The organism is Vibrio sp. CUB2 (assembly GCF_001557945.1).
GTDB classification, from domain to species: domain Bacteria; phylum Pseudomonadota; class Gammaproteobacteria; order Enterobacterales; family Vibrionaceae; genus Vibrio; species Vibrio owensii.
Genome location: NZ_LNRB01000006.1, coordinates 74,101 through 95,503, shown reverse-complemented (window position 1 = coordinate 95,503; position 21,403 = coordinate 74,101). Strand labels below are relative to the sequence as shown.

General features: G+C 45.9%; 24 protein-coding genes. 7 read left to right on the top strand and 17 right to left on the bottom strand.

Annotated elements, in window-relative coordinates; translation table 11 throughout:
• Positions 1-9 precede the first annotated feature (9 nt).
• A complete protein-coding gene (locus ATB78_RS11515) occupies positions 10-1,737 on the top strand; it encodes a transporter (protein WP_020195702.1) in 1,728 nt (575 codons plus the stop codon).
• Between the two features lie 124 nt (positions 1,738-1,861).
• Positions 1,862-2,113, top strand: a complete 252-nt coding sequence (locus tag ATB78_RS11510) for a GlsB/YeaQ/YmgE family stress response membrane protein (protein WP_005439775.1) — start codon at positions 1,862-1,864, stop codon at positions 2,111-2,113.
• 63 nt (positions 2,114-2,176) lie between these two features.
• Here ATB78_RS11510 and ATB78_RS11505 read toward each other — a convergent pair whose 3' ends face one another.
• Entirely contained in the window at positions 2,177-2,617 is a 441-nt protein-coding gene (locus tag ATB78_RS11505; RefSeq protein ID WP_009707325.1) for a YcgN family cysteine cluster protein, read from the bottom strand.
• Positions 2,618-2,835: 218 nt separating this feature from the next.
• Here ATB78_RS11505 and ATB78_RS11500 point away from each other — a divergent pair, with 218 nt between their 5' ends.
• Together ATB78_RS11500 and ATB78_RS11495 are read left to right on the top strand one after the other, a co-directional pair.
• Positions 2,836-3,093: a hypothetical protein gene (locus ATB78_RS11500; protein ID WP_061008721.1), complete on the top strand. Its 258-nt coding sequence runs from the start codon at positions 2,836-2,838 to the stop codon at positions 3,091-3,093.
• A 96-nt stretch (positions 3,094-3,189) separates the two neighbouring features.
• Positions 3,190-3,438 (top strand): YkgJ family cysteine cluster protein, encoded by a 249-nt coding sequence (locus ATB78_RS11495; protein ID WP_009707328.1) that lies wholly within the window; start codon positions 3,190-3,192, stop codon positions 3,436-3,438.
• Here ATB78_RS11495 and ATB78_RS11490 read toward each other — a convergent pair.
• From ATB78_RS11490 to ATB78_RS11480, 3 genes are read right to left on the bottom strand one after another with little or no spacing between them, the layout of a single operon-like run.
• Positions 3,435-4,091: a PAS domain-containing protein gene (locus ATB78_RS11490; protein WP_009707329.1), complete on the bottom strand. Its 657-nt coding sequence runs from the start codon at positions 4,089-4,091 to the stop codon at positions 3,435-3,437. The two genes, ATB78_RS11495 and ATB78_RS11490, sit on opposite strands and share 4 nt — an antisense overlap.
• Before the next feature lie 28 nt (positions 4,092-4,119).
• The gene (locus ATB78_RS11485; protein ID WP_061008720.1) at positions 4,120-5,397 is read right to left on the bottom strand and encodes an L-serine ammonia-lyase, iron-sulfur-dependent, subunit alpha; all 1,278 of its coding nucleotides are present in this window, start codon (positions 5,395-5,397) and stop codon (positions 4,120-4,122) included.
• A gap of 14 nt (positions 5,398-5,411) precedes the next feature.
• Positions 5,412-5,792, bottom strand: coding sequence for a RidA family protein (locus ATB78_RS11480; protein WP_005432926.1), 381 nt, complete (start codon positions 5,790-5,792; stop codon positions 5,412-5,414).
• 314 nt (positions 5,793-6,106) lie between these two features.
• Between ATB78_RS11480 and ATB78_RS11475 the strand changes: the two genes are divergently transcribed.
• Both ATB78_RS11475 and aqpZ read left to right on the top strand, forming a co-directional pair.
• On the top strand, positions 6,107-7,366 hold the full coding sequence (locus ATB78_RS11475; protein WP_033006068.1) for an amino acid permease: 1,260 nt from the start codon (positions 6,107-6,109) through the stop codon (positions 7,364-7,366).
• A 215-nt stretch (positions 7,367-7,581) separates the two neighbouring features.
• Positions 7,582-8,280, top strand: a complete 699-nt coding sequence (gene aqpZ, locus ATB78_RS11470; protein WP_009707332.1) for an aquaporin Z — start codon at positions 7,582-7,584, stop codon at positions 8,278-8,280.
• A gap of 53 nt (positions 8,281-8,333) precedes the next feature.
• On the opposite strand, the gene recR is transcribed toward aqpZ, so the two are convergent.
• From recR to ATB78_RS11440, 7 genes are all read right to left on the bottom strand, one after another.
• On the bottom strand, positions 8,334-8,933 hold the full coding sequence (gene recR / locus ATB78_RS11465) for a recombination mediator RecR (RefSeq protein WP_005432989.1): 600 nt from the start codon (positions 8,931-8,933) through the stop codon (positions 8,334-8,336).
• A gap of 30 nt (positions 8,934-8,963) precedes the next feature.
• A complete protein-coding gene (locus ATB78_RS11460; RefSeq protein WP_005432961.1) occupies positions 8,964-9,293 on the bottom strand; it encodes a YbaB/EbfC family nucleoid-associated protein in 330 nt (109 codons plus the stop codon).
• An 82-nt stretch (positions 9,294-9,375) separates the two neighbouring features.
• Positions 9,376-11,565 (bottom strand): DNA polymerase III subunit gamma/tau, encoded by a 2,190-nt coding sequence (gene dnaX, locus ATB78_RS11455; protein ID WP_061008719.1) that lies wholly within the window; start codon positions 11,563-11,565, stop codon positions 9,376-9,378.
• An 8-nt stretch (positions 11,566-11,573) separates the two neighbouring features.
• Positions 11,574-12,119, bottom strand: coding sequence for an adenine phosphoribosyltransferase (gene apt / locus ATB78_RS11450; protein ID WP_005452085.1), 546 nt, complete (start codon positions 12,117-12,119; stop codon positions 11,574-11,576).
• A gap of 167 nt (positions 12,120-12,286) precedes the next feature.
• Positions 12,287-12,691, bottom strand: coding sequence for a YbaN family protein (locus ATB78_RS11445; protein ID WP_033006063.1), 405 nt, complete (start codon positions 12,689-12,691; stop codon positions 12,287-12,289).
• Positions 12,692-12,706: 15 nt separating this feature from the next.
• Positions 12,707-12,838: a hypothetical protein gene (locus ATB78_RS30265; protein ID WP_005380608.1), complete on the bottom strand. Its 132-nt coding sequence runs from the start codon at positions 12,836-12,838 to the stop codon at positions 12,707-12,709.
• Between the two features lie 224 nt (positions 12,839-13,062).
• Positions 13,063-14,169, bottom strand: coding sequence for a response regulator (locus tag ATB78_RS11440; RefSeq protein WP_038896106.1), 1,107 nt, complete (start codon positions 14,167-14,169; stop codon positions 13,063-13,065).
• Positions 14,170-14,452: 283 nt separating this feature from the next.
• Here ATB78_RS11440 and ATB78_RS11435 point away from each other — a divergent pair, with 283 nt between their 5' ends.
• Positions 14,453-15,328, top strand: coding sequence for a LysR family transcriptional regulator (locus tag ATB78_RS11435; RefSeq protein WP_005439791.1), 876 nt, complete (start codon positions 14,453-14,455; stop codon positions 15,326-15,328).
• 66 nt (positions 15,329-15,394) lie between these two features.
• Here the strand turns inward: ATB78_RS11435 and purF are convergent, their stop codons facing one another.
• The 6 genes from purF to truA form a co-directional block, all read right to left on the bottom strand.
• On the bottom strand, positions 15,395-16,909 hold the full coding sequence (gene purF / locus ATB78_RS11430) for an amidophosphoribosyltransferase (RefSeq protein WP_061008718.1): 1,515 nt from the start codon (positions 16,907-16,909) through the stop codon (positions 15,395-15,397).
• Between the two features lie 36 nt (positions 16,910-16,945).
• Positions 16,946-17,437: a CvpA family protein gene (locus ATB78_RS11425; RefSeq protein WP_005432921.1), complete on the bottom strand. Its 492-nt coding sequence runs from the start codon at positions 17,435-17,437 to the stop codon at positions 16,946-16,948.
• A gap of 61 nt (positions 17,438-17,498) precedes the next feature.
• Positions 17,499-18,095, bottom strand: a complete 597-nt coding sequence (locus ATB78_RS11420) for an SPOR domain-containing protein (RefSeq protein WP_005452093.1) — start codon at positions 18,093-18,095, stop codon at positions 17,499-17,501.
• 14 nt (positions 18,096-18,109) lie between these two features.
• On the bottom strand, positions 18,110-19,372 hold the full coding sequence (folC, locus tag ATB78_RS11415; protein ID WP_061008717.1) for a bifunctional tetrahydrofolate synthase/dihydrofolate synthase: 1,263 nt from the start codon (positions 19,370-19,372) through the stop codon (positions 18,110-18,112).
• Between the two features lie 46 nt (positions 19,373-19,418).
• Positions 19,419-20,345, bottom strand: a complete 927-nt coding sequence (gene accD, locus ATB78_RS11410) for an acetyl-CoA carboxylase, carboxyltransferase subunit beta (protein ID WP_005452095.1) — start codon at positions 20,343-20,345, stop codon at positions 19,419-19,421.
• Positions 20,346-20,541: 196 nt separating this feature from the next.
• A complete protein-coding gene (gene truA / locus ATB78_RS11405) occupies positions 20,542-21,336 on the bottom strand; it encodes a tRNA pseudouridine(38-40) synthase TruA (protein WP_009698551.1) in 795 nt (264 codons plus the stop codon).
• Between the last annotated feature and the right edge of the window lie 67 nt (positions 21,337-21,403).

The window sequence follows — 21,403 nt, the reverse complement described above, 5'->3', positions numbered from 1 at the left end:
GGTGACACTATGTCTTTTCTCTTTAGTTACTTGTCAGAAAACCCATTCGTTTTTCTCTTTTTATCTCTCGCCATTGGTTATCCGCTTGGCAGATTAACCTTTAAAGGCGTTAGCTTAGGTACAACAGCCGGAACCTTGGTCGTTGGTGTTGCGCTGGCGCTGACTTCCTTTTCTGTTTACGGGCTAAAAATTGAAGAACCAGGCTTGGTGTCAGACATCTTTTTGATGATGTTCATGTACGCCATCGGTATGAAAGTCGGACCACAATTCTTCTCTGGATTAGCACGGGGCGGCATCGACTTTGTGGTCATTGGGCTCATTGTGGTCTTTAGCAACTTCGCGATTGTGGTGATCGGCGCAAAATTAATGGGGCTAGAACCGGGCTATGCGGCTGGCATCATTTCTGGGAGCTATACTGTGACCGCCGTAATGGGCGTTGCACAATCTGCAATAAGCTCGGGAGCCTTTACCCCTCCTGAAGGCATGAGTATTGATCATGTCAGTGCCAACATCGCCGCCGGATACGCAATCAGTTATGTTCTCTCAACTGTTTTAATCATCCTATTTATTAAGTACCTTCCCTCCCTATTTGGTATCGACCCAGTTAAAGCGGGCAAAGACGCCGAAGCGGAATACTCCACTGGAGACGACAACGAAAAATTGCCAAGTACTTTTGGCTTTTCCGATGTCGGCGTACTTCCGATTGATGTGAGAGCCTACAAAGTTTCGCACCAAGAGCTCGTCGGTCGTTCAGTTCAAGAGTTGTATCAGAAGTTCCCTGATGCCGCGGTACTGAAAGTGGTTCGAGGAGACCAAGTCATTGATGCTTCTGACAATCCAACACTTGAGTTAAATGATGTGATTGGCATTCGAGGGGAATATCACGTGTTGATTGCCGAAGGCGAAGCAGACATCGGCAACGAAGTCGATGAACCAAGAGCAAGAAACGTCGATATCGAAGTGGCTGATATCCACGTAGGCAAATCCGAACACGCAGGGAAAACGGTCGCACAATTGCATGCTGAAGTGGGCTTTGGCGTTTATTTCAAAGCAATATTTCGACAAGGCCACCAGCAGCCTTTGTTGCCGCAAACTAAGGTCGAAGTGGGCGATGTTGTACGTATTGCAGGCTCCCAATGGTGTGTCGAGCAAACCGCGTCCAAACTCAATAGCGTTCCGATTGTAGAGAGCACGGTCACTGAAACCTTCTACCTCGCCCTCTCTCTTCTTATTGGCTATGTCTTTGGCCATTTGAGTGTCACGGTTGCTGGGATTCCTTTTGCGTTAGGTACGTCAGCTGGCTGCATGTTAACGGGAATCGTCTTTTCCTTTTTGCGAACCCGTAACCCAAGCTTTGGCGGCCCGATGAGTGAAGGAGCGAGAAGCTTTTTACAAGACATAGGTCTAAACCTATTTGTCGCGGTATTGGCGGCAACCGTTGGGCCGAAAATCTTAGCGTCATTCCAAGGCATCATCGTGATTAAGATTGCACTCTTGGGTGTGACCGCAGCACTCGTACCACCCCTGTTAGCTTGGTTATACGGCTTGTATTTCCGCAAGATGAATCCTGCGATTTTAGCCGGAGCCTGCGCTGGCGGACGCAATAGTACGCCAGCAATGAAAGGGGCTCAAGATGCCAGCCACAGTGACATGCCTGCAATTGGCTACCCTGTACCTTATGCGCTGACCTCTGTATTAGTGTTGATATTAGGTTACATCGCTATGGTCATCAGCTAACCCATCATGCGTTAACCCGTGACAAGTGAACAAAGAGCAGTTTTAGCGGGATGAACTATGATTGAATCGTAACAGTTGCAAACGGATAGCAGATAGCTAACACAATAATGAGTAAGGAGAAATTATGGGCTTTCTATCTTGGATTATTCTAGGTTTGATTGCAGGAGCACTGGCTAAGTGGTTGATGCCTGGCAACGACGGAGGCGGCTGGATTGCCACTATGGTGCTCGGTATTGTAGGCGCTTTCGTTGGTGGTTTCTTAGGAAGCTTTGTGGGCCTTGGCGGTGCAGACGGCGTAAACATCGGCAGTATCGTCACTGCGACTTTAGGTGCTTTCGTTATATTGTTTGTCTATAACCGTTTCTTAAAAGGTTGAGCACTTTTTACTTCATCCATTAACAAACAAGCCTTTCATAATGAAAGGCTTGTTTACATTCGGCTATGGGCGGTTTGGGTGATTCAAAATGTGGTCTTCCCAGTCCACCACATCGATTTCATACACCACTTTGTTTCGTACACTTTCCCCTGCTGCGTGCATGGCAGACTTAGAGCCAGTGATTAATGGGTGCCACTCTGGTAGTGGTTGGTTTTCTGCCAACAAGCGGTATGCACAAGTGTGTGGCAGCCACGTAAAATCATCAATATCTTCACGTGTTAGCTTGGTGCACTCTTCGCCTGAAGTGAAACGGTTCGGGTAGTCTTTACACGAACATGTTTTGCTGTTCAGCCAACTACACGCCACGTTGGTGTAGTAGATTTCGTCCGTATCTTCATCCATTAGCTTGTGCAGACAACATTTGCCACACCCATCACAGAGAGATTCCCATTCTTCTTCTGTCATGTTCTCTAACGATTTACTTTGCCAAAATGGAGTGCTCATACGCTTACTACTTATTTCTTGAATGGGAATGAATTGGGTGCGTTTTATACCCCCCTGACAACAAAAGTTCAAGTTTTGCCGAATTTCGCCCCGTAATACGAACTATTATCAACGTTTGTCCTGCTTCATCAGCAAGGACACTCAACACTGATATTTTTACTAATAGTGATTCCTATCCTATGGTTTTAGCTCATAGTGTGAATAAAGGAATCAATATTATGAAACTCGCAATGATCGCCATTATCTCTCTTGTTTCGTTCGGAGCTGCGGCGAGTACCGATGCAGAACTTTGTCAGCAATACGGCAAGGATATCGCCTCTAATGTTCAAGAAGGTCAAGCAACGTTTCTAACGGAAATGACCGCTCGTACCGAGGCTGGAACGTGGGGTTTAAGCATGCAAGAGTGCAACCGTTATATACAACAGGCTAAACGCGATCAGAATTTTGAAGTCGCCGATTTACTTAATGATGAGTAAAAAGGGTTAAGTTTGTTGGTGTGAATTCACGCACGCCTCTTCCAATCTGGCGAGAAATGTCCATAATGCCCCCTTCATTTTTACGAGGGCTTTTAGATGGATTGTCGATTAGGTTGTGGGGCGTGCTGTATTGCACCGAGTATCTCTTCCCCTATTCCGGGCATGCCAAACGGCAAACCAGCAGGTGAACGTTGCATTCAACTGAATGACGATAACCTGTGCAAGCTGTTCGGAAAACCAGAACGCCCAAAAGTTTGCCACGATTTCAAACCGTGTCCGATCGTATGTGGCAAAACTAATCAGGAAGCTTTGAGCAACATTACCGAGTTAGAACAGCTCACTTAATCGTTACCCAATTCCCTCAGGTAAAGGTAGATCGTATCACGCGAGATACCTAGGTGGTTTGCCACCATCAATACCGCATCTTTGTATTTGAAAATCCCCAAACCTTGTAAGCGTGTCACCAACTCTCGGTTGCGTTTGGAAGGCGTGATTGCCTCATTCGTCCATACTTCTGACTGAACGGTTTCGATCGTACTAATGATGGTTTCGTCGATGTTGCGTGCAAACGTTTCTGGCGAGCTCGCTCCTGTGCAACAAGGGTTCTGCTGCTGTGGCAAGATTGAGCGCAAAAAGTCCTGCATCGGCACATCCATATCCACATTGATACAAAGTAGACCGATAGGCTTGTTTTTTGGGTTACGAACGATGGTGGTAATCGAGTGCAAGGTCTTTCCGCTCGCGGTTTTAGTCAGATACGAGTCTGACACGTCCTTGCCCTCAAGTAGCTTCATTCTTGCTAAGTTGGTAATTGGAGCGCCTTCTCCACGTTCAGTAACATGGCCATTGGCAATTTTGATGATTTCTGGTGCTTCCGCATCAAGACTGTGAAGAACGACTTCAGTATGTTCACCGTACATACGAGCAATGCCATCGACGACGTTCTTCATCGAATTCAAAATATCTAAATCACTTTTGGTGAGTTTCTTAAGCTGCAATTTACTTCCCTTAGCAAAAACTTTGAGGCTAGGCCGACATGATATCGATAATAGATTTGTCAGTATACGGCATACCAAGTCTAACCATAGAGCCTACGTTTCTTATAGTTTGTTCGACTTCGTCGCCTACTATACCTTGATTCTTCACACTGTGGTTACCCATCGCCATCAAATATGAGCGCACCGCCGTAGTTGAAGAAGTGCAGACTTTCATCGCACATGAGGATTTTGCCCCATCGCACACCATGCCCGAACTATCACTGATAACATTTTGAATCGCATAACATGATTGCTCAAACGTGCCACCGGCTAGGTACACCAACGCCATGGATGCAGCCGCACTGGTTACCGTGTTCCCACAGAAAGCTGACAGAGGTGGGTAGTAAGACTTAATGTATATCGCGCCTAAGTGGCTCATGATCAGAGCTCGAGCTAAATGTTCTTCATCATTTTGGAAAGCTTCCGCTGCGATAACCACAGGCACGGTAGCCGCAATGCCTTGGTTACCACTGCCAAAGTTACTCATAGCTGGTAAGGTTGCACCGCCCATGCGCGCATCTGATGCCGCAGACGTCATCATTTGGATTCTGCTCATCAGGTCATTGCCAAGCAACCCCTGTTCGATATTGCCTTTTAATGTGCGCCCGATTTCTAAGCCGTAACCTCGGTCGATACCCTCTTGCGCTAAGGAAGAGTTGAGTTCCGCCGCTTGCAGAATGAATTTGATGTCATCAAATGGCGCTTGAAGGGCAAAGTCATAAATCTGCTTAATGGAGATATCAACCCCTTCGCATACTGATCCTGTCGCGACTCGCTGCTGCAAAGGGGCATGGAACGTCACCGCTCCATTGCGAGTGATCTGGATAATATTAGTGTGTCCACCACTGATGGTCACAGAGACGGTGTCTTCTCCAGCGCTCATGGTGACACTGCAAAAGATAAATTCTTGTGTATCAATGCGAGCAACACTGACTCGCTCTTCATCAATAAGTTGCTGGGCAGCAGTCACATCGTCTTGATTAATTTTAGCGAGTACTTCCAGTTCTGCGTTTGGGTCTCCCGCTAATGCGCCAACTGACGCCGCGATCTTAAGGCCAATTTTCCCAGTGCCGGGAACGTAAACCCCCATTGAGTTTTTAAATAAGTTATCTGAGACACGTACTTCAATCATGTCCGGGGTTTGGCATCCAAGCTCACGCTTTGCAACTGCTGCCGCATATGCAGCAGCAATGGGTTCTGTACATCCGAGGGCAGGTTTTACAACTTGCTTAATGATTTGGATATATTGGTTCCATTGCTGATTCATACTTCTTCTCCGTATTACTTTTTACTAGCAATCGCTTCAACTTCAATCAAAACACCTAGCGGAAGATCTTTCACCGCAAAGCAGCTTCGTGCTGGGCAATCTTTTTGGAAAAACTCTGCATACACTTTGTTGAATTCAGCAAAGTCGCTGATGTTTGCCAAATAACATGTCGTTTTTAGAACCGTATCTAAACTGCCGTTACCCGCTTCAAGCACATGTTTTAAGTTCGTTAGAGATTGATGACTTTGAGCAGTAATCCCTCCCTCTACTACTTTACCTGTCGCACTATCAACTGGGAGCTGGCCAGAAGTAAAAATCAAATCCCCGTAAGTGGTTCCGTGTGAATACGGGCCAATTGCGGCAGGAGCGTGCTCTGAAGCGATCAATTCTTTCATGTTAATCCTCACATAGTTTTTAATTTTAGTCGTAAAACTCAGCTTTCGCTTTCGTTTCAAAGCTATTCTTTCAACTATATGTGAGCAAAACAACCACTCCAGATCACACAAATCGATCTAAACTCAGATTTTATTGAGTAATTTTGCCGAGATCTCAAATTTATCTGAATTTTCCACAAAAAAATTGTTGTTAATCTTTTTCTCAAATAGATTTGAGAAAAATTCATACTAACAAAGAGAAAACGACAATGAGCGTTACTGTACCTACACAAACTCTTCCAATAACTAAAGAACCACCTCACGTTAAAGCCGGTATGACAGCCACAGAATGGAAAGCGGCGACTAAGTTTGATAGCACTGACTGGGGCTGGGTAATCATGAGCATCGGCATGGCAATCGGTGCTGGTATTGTTTTTCTTCCTGTAAAGGTGGGCGTACTTGGCATATGGGTATTTCTTGCCTCCGCGGTGATTGGTTATCCAGCGATGTACTTGTTCCAACGCCTATTTATTAACACGCTTTCCACCTCTCCGAAGTGTCAAGACTATGCGGGGGTTATCTCAGGTTACCTTGGTAATAAATGGGGCGCTTTGTTAGGCGTGCTCTACTTCATCATGTTGGTGATTTGGGTATTCGTATACTCGACAGCAATCAATAATGACTCAGCCTCTTTCCTACACAGCTTTGGTATCACTGAGGGGCTGTTGTCGGAAAACCCGTTGTATGGTCTAGCATTGGTTTGCGCTTTAGTAGCAATCGCATCTCGTGGGGAAAAGATCTTATTTAAAGTCAGTACGGGCTTAGTGCTAATTAAGCTCTGTACCGTTGCCCTGTTGGGTTTCATGATGGTAGAAAAATGGGATTTAGCTAATGTCGGTACCGTACCAACGGCTGGTGCTGGCCTAAAAGATGCGATTGAACTGCTGCCATTCACCCTTACTTCTATCTTGTTTATTCAAAGCTTGAGCCCAATGGTTATCTCTTACCGTTCAAAAGAGAAGTCTATTGAAGTTGCCCGTTTTAAAGCGATGCGCGCCATGAATATCGCTTTTGGCATTTTGTTTGTGACTGTATTTTTCTACGCGATTTCTTTCACGTTGGCGATGTCTCATGAACAAGCAGTTCGTGCAGCAAACGAGAACATCTCTGCGCTTGCGATGGTAGCACAAGGCATGGACGGCACGACGCTTAAACTGCTTAGCCTGATGTTGAACATCTTTTCTGTAATGACAGCCTTCTTTGGTGTTTACCTTGGCTTCCGTGATTCTTGCCAAGGTCTTGCGATGTTGGCATTGAAAAAAGTGATGCCTGAAGAGCAAATCAACAAAGATCTCGTGACGAAAGGCATCATCCTATTCGCGATTTTGATGGCATGGGGCGCTATCGTACTCAACCTACCGGTTTTGAGCTTCACTTCGGTTTGTAGCCCTATCTTTGGTTTGATTGGCTGTTTGATTCCTGCTTACTTGGTGTATCAAGTGCCTTCTCTACATAAATACAAAGGTGCTTCACTATACCTGATCATCGCGACGGGCATCTTGTTGTGTATCTCACCATTTATTGCTTTTAGCTAACGCTTCATCTCGCCTCGGTTATCAAAATCTATAGCGATAGCCGAGGTTTTCCTTTCAACTCATTCACCTACCCTCTCCCTACTCATTTCGTTTCATGTATGAGACAGAAACGCTCATATCTGGCATTTTGGTTAATTTCCGTGCTTCAACTCACACTTTTCTGACAATTCTCTACTATGTTCAGCGGGTAATCTAAATCCGCAATAGGAAACAATATGAATAAATACATGGCAGAGGTTTTTGGTACTTTTTGGTTAGTGCTTGGTGGCTGTGGTAGTGCAGTGTTAGCGGCTGGCTTCCCTGATGTCGGCATTGGCCTGTTGGGCGTTTCTTTGGCGTTTGGTCTTACCGTACTAACAATGGCATTTGCTATTGGCCATATCTCAGGTTGTCACCTGAACCCAGCAGTAACTATCGGTCTATGGGCCGGTGGTCGTTTTGAGACTAAAGACGTAGTGCCTTACATCATCGCGCAAGTGATTGGTGGTGTTATTGCGGGTGGCGTACTTTACGTAATCGCAACTGGTCAAGCAGGCTTTGACGTGGTTGGTTCTGGCTTTGCTGCGAACGGTTACGGCGCGCATTCTCCAGGCCAATATTCAATGGTTGCAGCTTTAGTGACTGAAGTTGTGATGACGATGATGTTCCTAATCGTGATCATGGGTGCAACAGACAAACGTGCACCGCAAGGCTTCGCACCTATCGCTATCGGCCTATGTTTGACACTGATTCACCTAATCAGCATTCCTGTGACAAACACATCGGTTAACCCAGCGCGTAGTACTGGTGTTGCGGTATTTGTTGGCGACTGGGCGGTTTCTCAGCTTTGGCTATTCTGGGTAGCACCAATCGTTGGTGGTATTCTAGGTGCACTTATCTACAAGAACCTTCTAGGTACAGAATCAAACGATTAATCGATTCTCGAACCTAAAGATCAAAAAAGCCGCTGAATTCAGCGGCTTTTTTATTAAATCTTGTGTCGACCCAGAAGGGAGTGTGACAAGGTAGTCCCGTCCACGAGCTCAAGCTCGCCACCTACTGGTACACCGTGTGCAATCCGGCTGGCTTCCACTTGGTGTTCTTTACAAAGTTCTGCGATGTAATGAGCCGTCGCTTCCCCTTCTACCGTTGGGTTGGTAGCGAGAATCACCTCAGAGATATCTCCGCGGCGCAGACGGTAATCCAATACATCTAGACCAATATCACTTGGACCAATTCCGTCCAGCGGTGATAAATGTCCCATTAGTACAAAGTATCGACCCGAGTATTGACCCGTTGCTTCAACTGCTGCGATGTCTGCCGGACTTTCTACCACACAAATCTGACCATTTTCTTGGCGTTTTGGGTTAGTACAAATATGACAAACTTCTTCTTCAGTGAAAGTACGACACTCGGTGCAATGGCCAATTTCTGTCATTGCTTGGCTCAGCGCATCTGCCAGTTGCAGACCGCCTTTTCTATCACGCTGTAACAAATGAAAGGCCATACGCTGCGCCGACTTGGGGCCAACCCCAGGTAGACAACGTAAGGCCTCCATCAATTGTTCCAGCATATGACTGGTACGCATTGAAAATCCGCTTAGTTAGAATTCAGCAGATTAGAATGGCATTTTCATGCCTGGTGGTAGTTGCATACCGCCAGTTACTGAAGCCATTTTCTCTTTTTGAGTTTCTTCAACGCGACGTGCTGCATCGTTGAATGCTGCAGCGATAAGATCTTCTAGCATCTCTTTGTCGTCTTCCATCAGACTTTCATCGATTTCTACACGACGCACACTGTGACTACCAGTGATTGTAACTTTAACTAGACCAGCACCAGACTCGCCAGTTACTTCCATATTCGCGATTTCTTCTTGAAGCTTTTGCATGCGATCTTGCATTTGCTGGGCTTGCTTCATTAGGTTGCCCATACCGCCTTTACCAAACATGTTTATCTCTCTGGTTTAATTAGGTGTTGCATCTGTTAATGGGGTTGTCACTTTGGGTTTTCAACCCCATTCCGTTCAATTTTTAGATAGGGCGTACACTATCTTTATCAAGCTCTGCAGCGAATCGACGTTCGATGAACTGAACGTGTGGATCGTTTTCTAAACTGTTCAGCGCTTGCTGTAATTTCTCTTGGTAGAGTCTATCTCTCAACTCTAGTGGCGTCTCACCACTTTCGCTAACATCAATACTCAGATGACACTCTTCACCCAACACATGGTTCAGTGCACTGTGCAGCTCACTTTGCGCTCTGTCGGTGTTCAAGTGTGCCTGACTGCCTCTTAATTGTAGCGAAACTGTCGAGCCTTCTTTGTTGAAATGCGAGTTTAATGCAAGTTGTTCAACCAACTTAGGCGTATCCATCTTGCTAATCAGGTTCGCCCACTCGCTTTTCTCTAGTGATTCATTAACCAGTTTTTGCGCCATTTCTGGCGTCTTTTCGTGCTCTAGCGCTTGCTTGAGCTGCGTAGGTGTCAATTGCGTATTGGCTTTCTTTTCAACCGGTTTGGTTGGTCGCCAACGGTACGCTTCATCCTCTGGAGCTTGTTTTTCAGCTTGAGGAGCAGACTTAGGCGACACCTGCGCGGAATTGCCATGCAATTGCGCTAGACGGTCAATAACCGATTCTTTTTGTGCAGATGTCGCGTTAGACTTTTTTGGGCCACCACTTTGCGTTGGGGCTTGTTGCTGTCCCTGACGCTGTGAACGTAATTGGTGACGTAGGCCGCTCAAGTTACCACGAGCAGGTGCCGGAGCACTTTCTTGTGGCTGAGCTTGTTGAGGAGCTTGCTGCGCTGGCGCAGGGTTCTCACTCATCGGCGGAGCCATATCGTATTGTGGTGCCATATCGTAGCCACCCTGATACTCAGGTTGGTACTGCGGCGCTTCATTCATCGAAGCCGGAGATTGTGTCGCCGGCTGACTCATCGACTGAACAGGTGCTTGATGTTGCGCTGACGGCGTTGGTCGGCTTTGCATGTGCTGTGCAGGCGCCTGAGCCACTGGGGCTTGTTGCTGCGGTGGTCGTTGTGCCGCTGACTGCGGAGCCGCTTGCGATGATGGGCTCACGCTTGATGTCGGCGCGACTTGAGGCTGTGATGAAGTAGAAATCACGTTCGCGCTATTATTTGCTGACGGACGGAATGCCATCATGCGCAATACGATCATTTCCATGCCGACGCGACCATTTGGTGACAACGTCAGATCTTCACGACCTTTTAAAGCAATTTGGTAGTAAAGCTGAACATCTTGTGGTGTGAGAGCTTTACTCAATAATTCGATTTTTTCGGCATCAGGTTGCGCCTGATCCAAGGTCGATGGCAGAGCTTGGTACATCGCGACACGGTGAAGCTGCGACGCCAATTGTTGCAGCAATCCATCCCACTCGACACCGTTTGATGCAAGTTGTTGGATTTTGTCCATCGCCTGTTGCGGCTGCTTACTGCTGATCGATTCCAGCAAGTGAATCGCTTGGTCTGTATCAATCGTTCCAAGCATGTGACTCACGATATCGGTTTGAATCGTACCGTTGCCTAGAGCGATAGCTTGGTCAGTTAAGCTCAGTGCATCACGCATACTGCCATCTGCAGCGTGCGAGATCATGCCAAGTGCTCTTGCTTCTGCAGAGACTTGTTCTTTTTCCAGAATATGGTCAAGTTGCTGATGAATATCATCAACACTGATTGGCTTAAGATGGAACTGCAAACAGCGTGACAGAATCGTCACCGGCAGTTTTTGTGGATCCGTCGTAGCCAACAAGAACTTCACATACTCAGGCGGCTCTTCCAGCGTTTTTAACAGCGCATTGAAAGAGTGACGCGAAAGCATGTGTACCTCATCGATGAGGTACACTTTAAAACGTCCGCGAGCGGGTTTGTATTGAACGTTGTCTAACAGTTCACGAGTGTCTTCAACTTTAGTACGAGAAGCTGCGTCGATCTCCAGTAGGTCAACGAAGCGACCTTCATCAATCTCACGACAAGTATCACATTCACCACAAGGGTTAGCAGTAATACCTGTTTCACAGTTCAGGCCCTTAGCAAACAGTCGGCCAATCGACGTTTTACCAACGCCTCGCGTGCCGCTAAATAGGTACGCATGGTGTAAGCGATTTTGCGCTAACGCGTTCTCCAAAGCAGTTAAGACATGGCTCTGCCCGACTACTTGATCAAACTTATTAGGACGCCATTTTCGCGCTAAAGCTAAATAACTCATTGAATGTATTAGTGTCCTTCAAACTCGCAAATGCTGTATACGTTCAGACCTAGACCTTCTAGGCGCTTATCACCACCGATTTCTGGTAGGTTGATAACGAATGCAGCGTGCTCTAATTCACCACCTAGTTGGCGGATCAGTTTTGTTGTTGCTTCAATTGTGCCGCCAGTTGCTAGCAGATCATCAACAACCAATACTTTATCGCCTTCTACGATTGCATCAGTATGAATTTCTAGCGTATCAACGCCGTACTCAAGCTCGTAAGATTGAGCGACTGTTGGACGAGGAAGTTTGCCTGGCTTACGCACAGGAACAAAACCTACACCCAGCTCTAGTGCTAGAGGTGCGCCGAAAAGGAAACCGCGCGCTTCTGTACCGACAACTTTCGTGAAGCCCATGTCTTTGTAACGCTCAACCAAAAGGTTAATCGTTGCTTGGTACGCTTTTGCGTCTTCAAGAAGGCTAGTCACGTCGCGGAAAAGAATGCCTGGCTTTGGGTAGTCTTGGATGCTTTTGATGCTAGATTTGATCAGTGAAATTGTTTCTGTAGTCATAATACCGATTTACTTAGATTGGCTCATCGCCCTCTGTTCTTATCGCAGTATATATGAGGGCAACAAACAATAGGTTTTCATCCCTATGAGCTCATTTTCTTAAAAAGTCACAGGCGCTGAAAATACAAACGCCCACTCGAAGAGCGGGCACACTATTCTCTACAATCTTAGTGATTTTCTTCTCGGTCAGCAACCAACTCAGTCACAGGTAGACGCATAAACCAACTCAGTAAAACGATTAGCATCACTAAAAGCGCAATTTTTACCCAAATGATCGGGGCGACAAGAATGGATACGGTAAAACTCAGCACAATAAATACTGCACCACGTTGTTTTACTTTACGGGTAACGGCTCTGTGCTTATGCCAATTATCGAGCATTGGACCAAACGTTTTGTGTTCGTGTAACCAACGATGAAACGCAGGGCTTCCACGCATAAAACACGCGCTTGCCAATAAGATAAAGGGAGTGGTGGGTAATAAAGGAAGAACGATACCGGCGATGCCAAGTATCATGCAGAGTCCACCAGCAATATTGAAAAAGTAACGCTTAATACGAATGGTGGACTCCAGTAAACAATCGCTCGATTAAAAACCTGCGTAACCGTTCATTACGCGAAGCCAGGTTAGCGTTGCAGGTAGAGTTGGGATCAAAAGGACTGCAATGAAACCTAGAAAGTAAAAAATATTATAAGGCTCTTTAAAATCTTTGTCTGCCATGATGCTTCTTCTCACTTGTTGACTTTGCTTCTCCCAACCATGCGTCGTTAAAATATCGTTGCACAAATGGGGCATTATTGTTTTAAGCGCTGACTATACCTTAAACATCAAACGCTAAACACCAACAAAAAGTAAGGTTATAAAGGGAAACAACGAGGGAGATACGGAATGAAAAAACAAAAAAAGCAGCATCGATATGCTGCTTTCATTTAGATGATTTATGTTTACATCAAGCGGTTCAAACGAACGATGTTTAAGCTAAAGCTTGATGTTCCTAAACAGCCAATAGACAGCTGACCACTCGTCGTAATCGGGAGCTCACGAGTGATGAAGTTCTTCATACTGCCATCGCCAAGACGGTTCCCCGCCGCTATATGTTGATTCGTATGACCATCAGACCATTGGCTATCAAGACCCGCCGGTAAAATCGAAACCGTCGAAGACGCTAAATCCGCAACACCAAACACGGCATTTACTGCTCCAGCGCAATCCGAGCATTGAATGCCCTTCTCAATAATCTCGACCATATCTTTCAGATCGGCACTAAAGCTTTTCAGGTTGCGTAAGTAGTCATCAAACAGAGCGCGCACGAGTAATGTCGTCGCTACCCCATCCTCTTCCAGTGATGCTGAATCGACGAGGTAAAACGCAAACTGACCGTTCATCAACCACCGATAATCGAACACCAACGGCATAACATCCGTAGATTGCAATAATCGGTAAGAGCACTTCCAGTCGCCTTGCGATGCATCTTTCTCCGGAAGCAGTGCATGGAGCAAATCACGTGCAGCATTCGGGTTTTGCTGTAAATACTCTAAGTGCCAATGGAGCTCTTGCTCATCAGGCATTTCTCCGCCGTCATCAACTCTAAACCACTGGCTGGAGAAATCCCTATGGTCAGAATAATGGCAGTCGGCTTCCTCAAGCGTGTTATCGATCGCTTGAGACAGATGTTTATAGTTTCCAATTGGTTTTGGTAAGAAGTCTTTAATGCCAAAACGCAGCGCTTTCGCTACATCAGACATTTCGTCGGTGCCCGATACCACGATCAGTGGCATAGATGGATACTCCAGGCTTACCTCTTCTACAAATTCGATTCCGTCTAGGACGGGCATTGATAAGTCACATAAGACAAGATCAGGCTGGCACTCCCTCAGCTGCTGAAGCGCCTCTAGGCCATTTTCAGCTTCTACTACCTTGAAACCCTGACTTTCCAAATAGGCACTAGTTACTCTACGAAATATAGGGTCATCGTCCACCAACATGATGAGCTTGTGATTGACCACTTCCTGCGCCGAGACCATTGCCGTTTGACTGTGAGTCTTAAACATACCTTTACACCTCACAAAGCTCAGTCAAAAAACAAATTCTAAGTTATTATTGTTGTTGTATTCACATCTTACGAAACGTTGTGCAGCAAGACGTCAGGCCCTTTCACCTTGTTATAAACCGTAGCCTGAAATTGACGTTTATACAAATATTCCATTGTTTATCAGTATTTACTAAGAGCCTCCTGCTGTGTTCAAATGACGCAACATGTTGACTTAAAGCAAACTTTGATCACAAAGTTAATTATAAATTAGCCATAAACGGTAGTTTAATGTGTCTGGAAATATGAAATTAGATGATCTAAACCTATTTCGATTGGTTGTCGAAAATGGGAGCTATACCGCAACTTCGCGAAAAACCATGATTCCGGTGGCAACCATCACCCGACGCATTCAAGCGCTTGAAGACTCTGTCAATCTTCGATTGCTGAACCGTCATGCGCGTAAACTTTCTCTGACTGAAGCCGGAGAACGTTTTTACCATGAATGCTCACCTTTACTGCAACGCCTAACCTCGACAGCAGAGGAAATTACGGATGATTGCCGTGGTGCATCGGGCAAGATCAAGATCTCTGCGCCGTACAACTTGACGAAACGCATGATGATGCCGATGTTCAATTCGTTCATGAAACAGTACCCAGATATCAACATCGAACTGACAACGGAAAGCAACGCCGATCAACTTGATCCTACAGAGTGGGATGTGATCTTCCGTGTTGGCCCGCAGCGTGATTCCAGCCTGATTGCACGTAAAATCGGTGAAGTGAAAGACATTCTGGTCGCGAGTCCTGATTACTTGAGCGCAAACCCTGCGCCAAATCACGCTGAAGAGCTTTCTAACCACTCTTTGCTAAAAGGTTCACCACTTATCAAGTGGACGCTGATTAACAGCAAGGGCGAGTCTGTGGTGAACGTAGAGCGTGGTCGTTTTCAAGCAAACGCACTGAACGTTGTTCGTAGCTCTTGTTCGGAAGGTCTTGGCATTACGTTGATGCCTGATGTGATGATCAAAGAGTACATCGAAAGTGGCGATCTCGTGCGCATATTGCCAGATTGGAGCGCAAACCCGCGTGACATCTACATGCTTTACAACCACAAAGATCACCTACCAGAGAAAGTTCGACTATTCATCGACTTCGTGATCGCCTACAACATTCATTAATGTTGAGCACAGATACAAAAAACCAGAGCCGAAGCTCTGGTTTTTTTATGTCTTTAGCAGCGCGATTTAAGCACCTTCGTTGTGCAGTTCTAGGTTTGCTAAATCTTGCTGAATCTCAAGTTGCGTTTTCGCATCATCGTTGCGCAAGCCATCAAGGAAATCTAGATATTGCTGATCGATATCACCTGTCACGTATTCACCGTTAAATACAGAGGTATCGAATTGCGTGATGTCTTGATTGCCAAGACCAACCGCTTCAACTAAATCATCGAGACGTTGATAAATCAGAGCATCCGCACCGATTTGCTTGCAGATGGTCTCGTTATCGCGTCCATGAGCAATCAGTTCTGTCGCACTTGGCATGTCGATACCGTAAACATTCGGGAAACGAACTTCTGGCGCGGCAGAAACCATAAACACTTTGTTCGCACCGGAATCACGAGCCATCTCAATGATCTGCTCTGAAGTCGTACCACGTACGATAGAGTCATCGACTAGCAGGACATTTTTGCCCTTGAACTCAGAGCGGATCGCATTGAGCTTGCGACGTACCGACTTCTTACGTTGCTGTTGTCCCGGCATGATAAAGGTACGACCTACGTAACGGTTTTTCACAAAACCTTGGCGGTATGGCTTATCAATCGCTTGAGCAATTTGCAATGCGATATCGCAAGATGTTTCTGGAATAGGAATAACCACGTCGATGTCTAAATCTGCGTAGTCTTCGCTGATACGCTCACCGAGCTTCTTACCCATTTCAACACGAGCACTGTACACTGAAATCTTATCGATGAATGAATCTGGACGAGCAAAGTAAACGAACTCAAAAATACATGGGTTCAGCTTAGGGTTGTCAGCACACTGCTTAGTGTATAGCTCACCATCGAATGTCGCGTAAATTGCCTCACCAGGCGCCACGTCGCGAACAAAATCGAAGCCAACAGCATCCAGCGCGACAGATTCTGACGCCACCATATACTCGGTTCTGCCGTTTACTTCTCGCTTGCCAAGACAAAGAGGACGAATGCCGTGAGGGTCACGAAATGCAATCATACCGTGACCAATGATCATCGCTGTTACTGCGTATGCACCGCGAATAGTGCGATGCACATTAGTCACCGCGCGGAACACGTCTTCAGAAGTCACGTTACCTTTAACGGTGTCGATTTCATGAGCCAGTACATTAAGTAACACTTCTGAGTCTGAAGTGGTGTTGATATGGCGGCGGTCTTTTTCAAACAGTTTCTGACGAACTTCATGAGCGTTTGTCAGGTTACCGTTGTGGGCAAGTGTAATACCGAAAGGAGAGTTTACGTAGAAAGGTTGAGCTTCTGAGGCGCTTGAACTACCTGCAGTAGGGTAACGAACATGACCAATACCCACCTCACCTTGCAAGCGTTGCATGTGTCTTGCTTCGAACACATCCTTCACTAAACCGTTCGCCTTGCGCAGACGAAAACGATTGCTTTCTATGGTACAAATACCAGCGGCATCTTGGCCACGATGCTGTAACACCGTTAACGCGTCATAAATAGACTGGTTTACAGGCGTTGTGCCCACGATTCCAACAATACCACACATGTCCTAATCCTCGATTTGCGACAGTAGCTGGCACTACTAGATAGTGCCAGACAGAAAACTTGATGTTGCTTTTAAATGCTCGAAGAATGGGGCGATGATACGGCTGAACTCAGGGACCAACTGTGACTCTTTCCACCAATCCGAGCTTGGGAATGCAGTAAACGCATCCATAAAAAACAGCACCGCAGAAACAATCAGTACTCCGCGTAAACCACCAAACACCACACCGAGAATTCGATCGGTTCCTGATAGCCCTGTTTTTTGTACCAGTTGACCAATGACGTAATTCACCACTGCACCAACCACTAGGGTTGCGACGAATAACGCCGCAATTGCGGCTCCGTTTCGAAACATTTCATCTTCGATATTGGTGAAGTACACCGCCAATTTGGCGTAGTAGTTACTGGAGATAAAAAATGCTCCGAACCAAATCACCAAAGACAAAGCTTCTTTAGCAAAACCGCGAACTAAACTGATCAGAGCTGAAAATCCGATCACACCTAAAATGACAAAATCTAACCAATTCATGTTTTCTTCATCTTAAGTTGGCGCGCATTTTAACAGAAAAAATGCTGACGCAAACGTTTTCTTATGGATTTAGTGGCTTAAATTTAAGCAATTGACCTTTTGAGCCTGTAATTTTTTGTAATTCCTTGACCTGTCGTTCAAGTTTACTTTTTGATACATCAGGACCAACAATTACTCGAGTAAAGGTATTCTCTTTTTTTACATGAGCTTGATACCCGCGCTTCTGTAAATCCTCTACCAATGCAACTGCATTCTCATGATTTTTCAGTGCCATCAATTGAATGATCCAAGCCGAATCCTCATATTGATTTTTTTCTTCAACCGGACGAACAGCGACCTCTACCTTTTCAGGCTGCTTGTTCGCGTGTTCAGGTTGAGTAGCAGGCTCTGTTTTTGGTACAGAAACGTCAACTGGAGACACTTCAGATTCATCCACCGTCGCAGTTACCGGAGATTCTGGTAACGAAACGTTGTCTTCTTCAGGTTCCAAGATTTCAAAGTTTTCCACATCGCTATCAAGTTCTGGTTTGATAGGAATGCTGGCAAACTCTTCTTTGTAGTGCAGTTTCTTACCATCTAGGACGTCAGGGAGCACAATGACCCCCACCGCTACTAGAATGATGGTGCCGACTAAACGACTTTGGAATTTACTTGCCATCAAATTACCTTTGATTACTCATTATTTGATTGCCAATGCTCCAACACCTCGCCCACAGTATGGAAGGAACCAACCACCAAAATGACATCGTCGTGAGCTGCGTGAGTCTTCGCGCTCTCAAACGCCTCTACTGGAGCTTGGAACTCAACTTGACCTTGAGGTAAGTATTGGCACAGTTCATCTGCTGTCGCTGCTCGTGGACCTGTCAGCGATGCTGGATACCATTGCGTTGCAATTGGAGTTAATGCTTCGATTGTTGCTTTGATGTCTTTATCGTGCAGCATAGCAACCACAACGTGGATGTTCTTATCCGCGTATTGACGTTTCACCTTCTCAACCAAGTATTCAGCTGAATGAGGGTTGTGTGCAACATCAAGGACGATTTCCGGACCCGTTTGCAAAACCTGCATTCGGCCAGCCAAGCGAGCATTATTCAAGCCATTAACGATATTAATGTCAGTGATTTGCAATTCTGAACAGCCGAGAGCCATTAACGCTGTTGCTGCATTCGGTAACGGTAGAGATGGCAATGGCAGATCTTCTAAATCAAATGCGCCACTGCTCCACTTCCAACCTTTCTCAGTTATCTGGTAATCAAATTGAATACCGACTTGGAAAAACTCAGCTTGAATATCATCAGCATGGGCAGCAACCGTCGCCGGCGGTGTTGGCTGACCACAAATTGCAGGTTTGCCCGCACGGTAAATACCGGCTTTCTCGAAGCCAATCACATTGATGTCATCGCCCAGCCAATCAACATGGTCGATAGCCAAGCTAGTGATAACAGACACGTCATGGTCAGCCACATTAGTCGCGTCTAAGCGTCCACCTAGACCAACTTCTAACAGAACCACATCCACTTTCTCAACTTGGAAAATACGAAGTGCCGCTAACGTACCAAATTCAAACAAACTTAGGCTTATCTCGCCGCGCTGTTTTTCGATGTAATCGAACGCCTCACAGTGTTTGCTATCTTCTGCATCGACGCCATTGATACGTACTCGCTCATTGTAGCGAATCAGGTGTGGTGAACTGTAAACACCGACAGAGTAACCGGCATCTAATAGAATGGCTTCCATCAACGCACATGTTGAGCCCTTGCCATTGGTGCCGGCAACAGTAATCACAGTAGGAGCTGGTTTGGTAAGGTTAGCCTTTTGCGCCACCGCTTGAACGCGGTCTAAGCCAAGGTCAATCGCTGAAGTGTGGAGATTTGTTAAATAATCAAGCCACATCGTTAGAGGAGATGTGGCTTGAGGAATAGAGTTTTGGGTCATCTAACTTTAACCATTAATTTCTTTGGTTTTTATGTTAGTTGATACTTTACCCTTTTTCGTCCGCTTCTGGTACAGAATATGGCTCTTCATTTGGAGATTCGTTAACCGAAACCACCATAGGAGACTTGTGGTTAGTTAGCTTAGCTACTAGACCACCCACACGCTGACGCATTTCACGACGGTCAACGATCATATCGATCGCACCGTGCTCAAGAAGGAACTCGCTACGTTGGAAGCCTTCAGGAAGATCTTCACGTACTGTCTGTTCAATTACACGGCGACCAGCAAAGCCGATAAGTGCTTTAGGTTCACCAATGTTGATGTCACCTAGCATTGCCAAACTTGCTGATACACCGCCCATTGTTGGGTCAGTCAGTACAGAGATGAATGGCAAGCCTTTCTCAGAAAGACGCTCAAGTGCCGCACTGGTTTTCGCCATTTGCATTAGAGACATCAACGCCTCCTGCATACGCGCACCACCACTTGCTGAGAAACAAACAAGTGCACAGTTGTTTTCAATTGCTGCTTCTACTGCTTTTACAAAGCGCGCACCAACAACAGAACCCATTGAACCGCCCATGAAAGAGAACTCAAAAGCACACGCCACTAGTGGCATGCCCAACAATTCACCTTGCATTACGATCAGTGCATCTTTCTCACCACTGCTCTTTTGTGCAGCAGAGATACGCTCTTTGTAGCGTTTAGAATCTTTAAACTTCAGTTTATCTTGCGGCTCAAGCTCAGTACCAAGTTCCACACGGTTACCTTCATCTAGGAATGTTTCTAGACGACGGCGCGCTTTCATACGCATGTGATGGTTACACTTAGGACAAACTTCTAGGTTACGCTCAAGCTCAGCGTGGTATAAAACCTGCTCACAAGAAGTACATTTGGTCCACACGCCTTCAGGAATAGAAGCTTTACGTGAACTTACTAGGTTGCTTTTCTCTAAAATCTTTTCAAGCCAACTCATGGAAGACCTTTTCTCTCAACTCTTCCGCTTCATTGCGAAAGATATAAATTCGGGAATATTGCGGATGGATTAAAACATATCTTGCCGCGACTGTAGATAAAAAACTGGTTGTACCTATTTTTGATATCATTAATAACGCACAGTTTCAGCACGTATCCAGCCTAAAGTACCGATATTTTGAAACAAAATCGCAAATTTAGTTCAAATTATCTGGCAAAAACAACGGACCGATCGGCACAAGTGGCAATCCAAACTCTTCTGGGTAGTCCACATCCACCAAATATAAGCCTTCAGCTTTGGCGGTCGCGCCTGCTAATTTGCGGTCTTTCGCTTCTAGTAGCCATTTTATCCATTCTGGTTTTTCTTCACCACGACCCACTTTGATCAAGCTACCGGTGATGTTGCGCACCATATGATGAACAAATGCATTGGCTTTGATATCAATCACGATGTAGTCACCATGACGAGTTACGTTAAGGTGCATCAAGTTACGGAATGGGCTCAATGATTGGCAATGCGCAGCACGGAATGAGCTAAAGTCGTTCTCACCCAATAGATACTGCCCTGCTTCATGCATTTTCTTCTCGTCAAGTTCACCATGGTAGTGGCTCACCCCAGAATTCAAAATACCTGGACGCAGTGCATGATTGAAGATGATGTAGCGATAACGACGCGCAGTTGCAGAGAATCGAGCATGAAAGTCATCGTTCACTTCCACTGCCCAGCGGACAGCGATATCACTTGGCATGTTTGCATTTGCACCCATAGTCCAAGCCACCATTTTACGACTCACGTTGGTGTCAAAGTGAACAACCTGACCAGTGCCATGCACACCAGCGTCTGTACGACCTGCACACTGAACTTCAACAGGGTGATTCGCTACCACAGACAATGCTTTTTCTAGCTCTTCTTGGACGCTTTTCACTTCTCTTTGACGTTGCCAGCCAAAGTAGTTTGTACCGTTGTATTCGATACCTAATGCGATTCTCATTTTAACCTTCGAACTCTAAAATGGGGCGGGAAGTATATACGTAAGTCCTTCCAGATACAAAAAGGGC